The organism is Rhodococcus sp. EPR-134, assembly GCF_001647205.1.
In the GTDB taxonomy this organism is placed as follows: domain Bacteria; phylum Actinomycetota; class Actinomycetes; order Mycobacteriales; family Mycobacteriaceae; genus Rhodococcus_F; species Rhodococcus_F qingshengii.
Genome location: NZ_LVCT01000477.1, coordinates 1 through 6,581, shown reverse-complemented (window position 1 = coordinate 6,581; position 6,581 = coordinate 1). Strand labels below are relative to the sequence as shown.

General features: G+C 63.3%; 7 protein-coding genes. 3 read left to right on the top strand and 4 right to left on the bottom strand.

Translation table 11 applies throughout. The features are described from left to right. The coding region (locus A2J01_RS22110) for an ATP-binding cassette domain-containing protein (RefSeq protein ID WP_064113593.1) at positions 1-1,323 on the top strand (1,323 nt) is incomplete at its 5' end. Positions 1,324-1,358: 35 nt separating this feature from the next. Here A2J01_RS22110 and A2J01_RS22105 read toward each other — a convergent pair. Then, the gene (locus A2J01_RS22105; RefSeq protein WP_064113592.1) at positions 1,359-1,799 is read right to left on the bottom strand and encodes a MarR family winged helix-turn-helix transcriptional regulator; all 441 of its coding nucleotides are present in this window, start codon (positions 1,797-1,799) and stop codon (positions 1,359-1,361) included. A gap of 177 nt (positions 1,800-1,976) precedes the next feature. On the opposite strand from A2J01_RS22105, the gene A2J01_RS37475 reads away from it, so the two are divergent. Next, the gene (locus tag A2J01_RS37475; RefSeq protein ID WP_082900934.1) at positions 1,977-2,612 is read left to right on the top strand and encodes a maleylpyruvate isomerase family mycothiol-dependent enzyme; all 636 of its coding nucleotides are present in this window, start codon (positions 1,977-1,979) and stop codon (positions 2,610-2,612) included. Here the strand turns inward: A2J01_RS37475 and A2J01_RS22100 are convergent. From A2J01_RS22100 to A2J01_RS22090, 3 genes are all read right to left on the bottom strand, one after another. Then, entirely contained in the window at positions 2,528-3,118 is a 591-nt protein-coding gene (locus tag A2J01_RS22100) for a sugar O-acetyltransferase (protein ID WP_064113595.1), read from the bottom strand. The genes A2J01_RS37475 and A2J01_RS22100 overlap by 85 nt on opposite strands. Before the next feature lie 258 nt (positions 3,119-3,376). Continuing rightward, the gene (locus tag A2J01_RS22095; RefSeq protein WP_064113591.1) at positions 3,377-4,462 is read right to left on the bottom strand and encodes an ABC transporter substrate-binding protein; all 1,086 of its coding nucleotides are present in this window, start codon (positions 4,460-4,462) and stop codon (positions 3,377-3,379) included. 73 nt (positions 4,463-4,535) lie between these two features. Next, positions 4,536-5,366 carry a siderophore-interacting protein gene (locus A2J01_RS22090; RefSeq protein ID WP_064113590.1) on the bottom strand — a complete coding sequence of 277 codons (831 nt, stop codon included), beginning with the start codon at positions 5,364-5,366 and terminating at the stop codon, positions 4,536-4,538. Between the two features lie 171 nt (positions 5,367-5,537). Between A2J01_RS22090 and A2J01_RS22085 the strand changes: the two genes are divergently transcribed. Then, a partial coding sequence (locus A2J01_RS22085) for an AraC family transcriptional regulator (RefSeq protein WP_064113594.1) occupies positions 5,538-6,581 on the top strand: 1,044 nt, incomplete at its 3' end.

Below are 6,581 nucleotides of genomic sequence, written 5' to 3'. Positions count from 1 at the left end.
GACGCTCTCGGCGACGCCTTCGCCCGTGCGAAACTGTCCTGGTTCACCGACGACAACCGGGCACTGCTCGCCACCGTCGCCGGGCGCGGAATCCCGTCGCTGATGAGTGTTCCCGCGCACCAACTTCAGACCTTCCTGGTTGCACCGCTGATCCCGCTGCTCCTGCTTCCTGGGATCGCGGTCGTCGCGGGGCCAGGCGTCATGCTGCTCGTCGGTGGACTGCTCGCCGTGTCGCTCGTCGCTCAGACGCTGGCCCAACGTGCGCTCAGCCGAGCGGACGAGCGCCGACACGAAGCCGAGCTCGCAGCAACTCAGTCGACACTCGAGCTCACCGACCACCTCGAATTACTGCGCACAGCAGCCGGTCCCACACGTTCCGTCGAACGAATCGAGCGAAGCTGGCGGAATCAGGAAGCCGCGCTTGCACGGACAAATCTCGCCGCGGCACCAGCGACATTCATCTCGGCGATCGCCACCATTGTGCCGCTGGCAGGTGCAGTGATTTTCCTCGCCGCCACCGGATTCGACGATCCCGCAGCCGCTCTCGCGCTTGTCATCCTCACCGCCCGCGCCGCTGCGCCGCTCGACGAACTCGCCCTGGCCGGAATCGGAGTCAACGAGCTGCGCGCAACGGTTCGCGACTACCGCACAGCGACTTCGGCTCCCGCACTGGCCGAGCCCGCACCCCGGGACGCCGCGCGCCCTGTTGGAACGGACATCGAGGTCGCCGGGGTAGACCACGCTCCGGTTCTGCGCGGCATCACCGCGAAGATCCCCGCGGGTGAGCGAGTTCTCGTCGCAGGACGCTCGGGTACGGGGAAAAGCACACTTCTCGGGCTGCTCATGCGCTTCGACGATCCTGACCAAGGCAGCGTCACTCTGGGCGGAGTTTCATTGCGCGACTTGCCCTACGACGCTGTGGCGGCACATATCGGCTACGTGCCGCAGGACCCACTCGTGTTCTCGGGCACCCTCGGCGAGAACATCGGACTGGGAAGACCGGGCGCTACCGAAATCGAGATCGAGGACGCCGCCAGGCGCGCTGCCCTCGGCGCCGTTCTCGACCGCTCGACGCTCGGCATTCATCAGGACATCGGACACCAGGGTGCCGCTCTCTCCGGTGGCGAACGTCAGCGGGTGGCGATCGCTCGCGCCTTCCTCAAAGACGCTCCCGTCCTGGTTCTCGACGAAGCCACCTCGGCCCTCGACGAGGCCACCGAGCGCCGTATCGCCGGCGCCGTGCGGGAATTGGCGGCCACCGTCTTCGTCGTCACCCACCGCGACCCCGCCATCTGGGAGCCCACCCGCACGATCACGCTCTGACACCGCTTGTCCCGCGGCGGGCTGTACATCTCGGATCATTCACAGGCGATGGCGAGCCGAGCGAGTAGCTGGCGGAGAACCGTGGATTCGCTCTCCGCCAGGGCTGCATGGAGTAGACCGTCCTCTGCCGCGCGGATTCTGCCGCGGACCGCATCAAGCAGGATTTGACCGCTGGAAGTTATCCCGACAGTGCGCTGCCGCTGATCGCGCGACCGTTCTCGACTGACGAGTCCCCGCGAAACCAACTCGTCCAGATGTCGTCCGAGCCGAGTGGGATCGCGGCGCGTCCGGCGAGACAGTTCCACCTGAGACATCGCCGCGTTGGAGGAGACCTCGGTCAAGATCGCGTACTCCCACATCGAGAGTCCGGCATCGCGCAGGAGTGGCTCCTCCAAAGCAGCCAAACGGGGCAGTACCCGAAACATGAGTGCGGCAAGATCCGCCTCGTCGCGCAGCGCACCTTCGGATCCAGTCATGGACAGCCTTTCCCTAATCGTCTACCTTGGTAGACGATCTGTTCATCTACCAAGGTAGAGGATGAAGTCACTTCTTCTGCGCAATTCACGTTAATTCACACCCTGTCAGTCTCAGCACCTCGACCACGCGGAAAGCTCTGAGCGCGATGTGCTGACCATGCCCGAAGGGGGCGCGTCATGGACATATCCGCATTGCACACCGCTACAGAAAACCTGGCGGAGTGGCTCTCGGAAGTGACACAAGGCGACCTCGGACAACCAACGCCTCTGCCAGACCGAGACGTCGGCGATCTGTACGTACATCTCATCGAACGAAATACCGACATCACTACAGTCCTAACAGCGGAAACAAGGCCAGTGCGCTCGCGGGCTCACCCGATGCGTAGATCAGCCCTCGACGTCTCCGCGAATTTGTATGGCGGCGGGTTCGAGGAGCTGTACCGCCAGACCGCCCAGCAGACCGAAGGCGCCTTCGCATCCATACCCTCTCCTGCATTGCGCTACTGCATTGACGGGGCCGAACTCGACGCCAGCGCTCTATACGAGAAGCACGTCAGCGAAACTGTTATCCACACTTGGGACTTGGCGCAAGCAATGGGATTCGACTATCTCCCGGCTTCCGATGTGACACATCAGGTCCTGACGACGCTGCAGAAATCGCCGCCCGAAAGTGTCGATGCCGTTTGGGAGTATGCGCTCAGAATGTCAGGTCGGGTGCCGCTGCCGGACTATCCATGCCCGCGTTGCAGTCCTTCTACTTCGGTAGGTGTACGACGGACAACCCTTGCAGGCGATCCAGCAGCAACGACGTGATCGGGAATGTCATGCAACACCACACTTCCGGCACCGATCACGGCGTTATGACCGATCGAAACTCCTGCACCGACGGTGACGGAGGCACCGAGCCACGTGTTCTCGCCGATGACGATCGGAGCGGCTCGCTCCCATCCCTCGCGGCGCCGTCGATGATCATCGACAGGGTGCAACGCTGTCATCAGCTGGGCTCCAGGCCCGATCCTCACGTCCGCGCCGATCGTGATCAGCGCATCATCCATGAAGAACCCGTTCGCGTTGACGAATGCGTTGGCTCCGAGCCGAATGTTGTGTCCGTAGCTGCATTGGAACCGCGGCACCACCAAAGCTCCGTCACCTACCTCACCAAAAAGGCTGGCGAGAGCCCGTGAGCGGACAGCGTCGTCGTCCGCCGCAGCCCCATTGAACGAGTCGAGTCGACGCCAACACTCAAGCCGCCGTTCCCGCAGCTCGTCATCATCGAGATACCACTCGCCACGAGCAAGACGATCCGCCTGTTCTCCCACCCGCGGATCGTCGCACACCGCGCCACCGCACTCCGACTGGGCACACCGCACCCCACCGAGCGCTATAACAGGGCGGCTCCAATGCAGCCCGGACGGCGAACGAGATCGCACACCTTTACCGCCGGACCGATCACCCCGGGTTGCGCGACTTTTTTGTTCCATCGGTGACCCCAACCCGGGACACCTGCTGTACGAACAACCCGTCCCCACACAATCATGTGGCGACGGGTGAGCGCTTTCCGTTCTCCAGTTGTACGCCTACAGCTTCGCGCTGATGAGCGGCACGATATGTTCAGCCGCCCACATCGTTCCGATCGGACCACCACTCGTGATTGCCCACAGAACGTCGCCGCCATCTGCGGTACGCGGTGGCAGACCAACCCAATGACCGGAGGACACAGCGCCGAGTGCTTGGAAGAGCTTCCCGCCGGTCAGCTTGTCGAAATCCTCTTCGCTGCCAGCGGCGCTGCGGCCGATCAGCAGGAAGTCCGCATCGATGTTCTCGAGAAGTTCCTCTCCGACCGTGCTCTGGGTGACGAACTCCTTCGCACGCGGATTCTCGGCGAAACCAAGCTCACCCAGGAATGTTGCCGGCGCCGAACCTGGCGCTGAAAGATACTGCAGCCCATTGCCCGTGCCGTAGAAGATCGCCCAAGTCGCAGTCAGACCCGCGAGTTGCGGGTTCTCCTCACGCACTTTGGCGAAGTACTGATCATGCTCTGCCACAACCTTTTCAGCCGTATTCGAGAGATCGAGGGTCTCGCCCAGAACACGGATCGACTCCTTCCACGGCACGAGCATCCGCGACTTCGTGTCGGGGCTCGTCACCACCGGTGCGATGGAGGACAAACGCTCGTAGTAATCACCCATGGACAAACCACCCAGGCCGTCAGCCCAGCCGACGGCGACTATGAGGTCCGGTTCGCTCGCGGCGATCGCTTCGACGGGAAGTGTTCCGCCCATCGCGAACTCGAAGGTGTCGAGATCCTCTGCGTCGTAAGGCAACAAGTACGACTGGGAAGCCGATTCCTTCACCATCGACGAGGAGAGGACGGGTTTGACGCCGAGCGCGAGGAGCATTTCCGTGTCGACGGCATTGGGCACGATGGCGGCGATCCGCTCCGGTCGCTTCTCGAGAATACTTGTACCGTATGGCGATTCCAGGGTCAGCGGGTAGGTAGTCGTTCCCTCCGCAGCGGGCAGGGCGTTCCCCTCCGAACCGGGAGAGGATGCCGTTTTCGAGTCTTCGGCCGAGGCCGAGCACCCGGTTACGAGGAGCGCTGCGGCGACCGCGGCCCCGATCAGTCCGGTGATCCGTGATCGTCTGGTGCGCAGGACTGTCATTTCTGCCTTTCGGTGTTATCGAACACTTTCGGTGTTGCTGCGGTGAAGGTGTTGAGTGAGCGATGGAGCCAGGTCAGGAATCTGCACGCACGGCCCCGCCGCGTTTCCAGTAGCCGGTGAAATCGATGTCGGTCTTCACAATTCCTCGATCACGAATCAAATGACGACGAAGCGAGCGAACCGTCGCCTGTTCGCCTGCAAGCCAAGCGAATACGCGTCCGTCAGACCATTCGACAGCACTGACCGCGTCGAGCAACAAAGTAGTGGCGCCGGGCTCGGCCCCCTCGCGCGGCAACCACGTGACACTCACCCCGGACAACTCACGCACCGATTGGATGTGAGCCGAGTCCGCAATTTCGACGAACACATGTCCCCTGGCATCGGCGGGCAATTCCTCGAGCAGACGTGCGATCGCCGGCAACGCGGTCTCGTCACCGACGGCCAGCAGATACTCGTAATCTTCCGGGAGTCCCTGCGATACAGAGGGGCCCGCGATGTGCATTCGGTCGCCCGGGCTGGCGTCCCGCGCCCAGGTGGTAGCCACTCCGTCGCCGTGAACGACGAAATCGACGTCGAGTTCCCTTGTTTGCGGATCGTAGCGGCGCACGGTGTATGCGCGGGCAAGCGGACGGCGCCCCGCAGCGAAAGTCACACTGCCGTCGACCATTACCGGCAGGACCGGGTCGGTTTCACCGGGATAGGTGAACAGCAACCGGATGTCGTCGTCGAAGCCCGTACTCGCGAAGGCGGGTTCGGCAATTCCGTCGGCGTTGGTGAAGGTGTCGAGTTGGGCTCCGGTGAGCGTCACTCTCCGCATGCCCGGCGTCACCTCTGTCACCCGATGTACCTCGAGTTCACGCAAGGTAACGGGGTACGCCGTTGTCGGACGGGTGTTTCGGGGCACCGAAAGTCTCCTCGGAAGCGCACAGACGGGGGTCCGGCCCACGTTCGATCACTACGGGAGGGCCAATAAATAACGCTAGCCTGCCCTAATCAGTTAGGGTTATCCGTGCGTGCCGACTTCTTACACTCATCGGTCGGCTGGAAGAGAATGCATCGACGTCGGGAGGGCATCGTGGGACCACGGTTGGTGTTCCCCGCAGGCGAAGTCCCCGAGATCCCCGCTGCTCGGCTCGCCTCGACCGCGAATGAACGCGAGCCACTGCTGTTCTGGGTACATACCGGGCGCGCAGAATTGCAGATCAGCGGCCGTACCCGCAGTGTGACTGCGGGGGCGGCAATCTGGGTACCGGCGGGAATCGCGTACAGCATCCGGGTCGATCCGGGCGCGGTCGCATTTCCCATCCCACTGCCCGCGGCCGACCTGCCGCCCGCGTTGAACCGGGTCATCGACTTCGAGATCCCAGCAGACTGGCAGGACTGGCTCGTCCACCAATTCGCGCACAACTTGGGATTTCTTCGCGGTGAGACGGCAACGGGAGCCGGACTGATCGAGCTTGTCGCGGGTGTTCACTCCGACGGGGACGACAACTCCCCGTCATACTCGCCACCGCGCTTGCCACGCTCGGCCGAAACCCTCGAGATCGCACGCACGCTGCTGCGGACGCCATCCGACGACACCGAACTTTCCCGGTTCGCCCAGCAACTCAAGATCGGTGTCCGCACCCTGCAGCGCCGATTCACCGAGGAAACGGGATTGTCATTCGTGCGCTGGCGTACTTCGGCCCGGATCGCGGCAGCGACCTCATATCTGGCCGCCGGCCGCGAAATCGGCTGGACGGGTAGCCAGGTCGGATTCGCGACACCCGCGGGCTTCACCCGCGCCTTCCGAGAACACACCGGCATGACACCCACCGACTACGCACGCGCCAACCGGCGCCCGATGCCGCCCCGTGAAGACGAGACCCTGGCACAGGGCGTTGCATTGTTGTCCGAAGAAGGCGCCCGGTCAGGATCGGCACCAGCACCCCCGATGATCCCCGCAAGTGGAACGTGGGCACGGGTCAACGACTTTCACGTCGTTGTCTGGATCTACCGAGGCTCCGCCCGGGTCACTTTCGGCGACCGAACCTGGAATCTGCGACGGGGTGACGCGATGTGGCTTCCCGCTGGAGTGCGCAACAGCGTCGAGATCGCCGAAGGCTCTTTGTTACTTCCC

Excerpts from the sequence above, each read along its gene's own strand:
- A2J01_RS22105 (WP_064113592.1), bottom strand. The coding sequence starts at position 1,799 with ATGACTGGATCCGAAGGTGCGCTGCGCGACGAGGCGGATCTTGCCGCA.
- A2J01_RS37475 (WP_082900934.1), top strand. The coding sequence starts at position 1,977 with ATGGACATATCCGCATTGCACACCGCTACAGAAAACCTGGCGGAGTGG.
- A2J01_RS22095 (WP_064113591.1), bottom strand. The coding sequence starts at position 4,462 with ATGACAGTCCTGCGCACCAGACGATCACGGATCACCGGACTGATCGGG.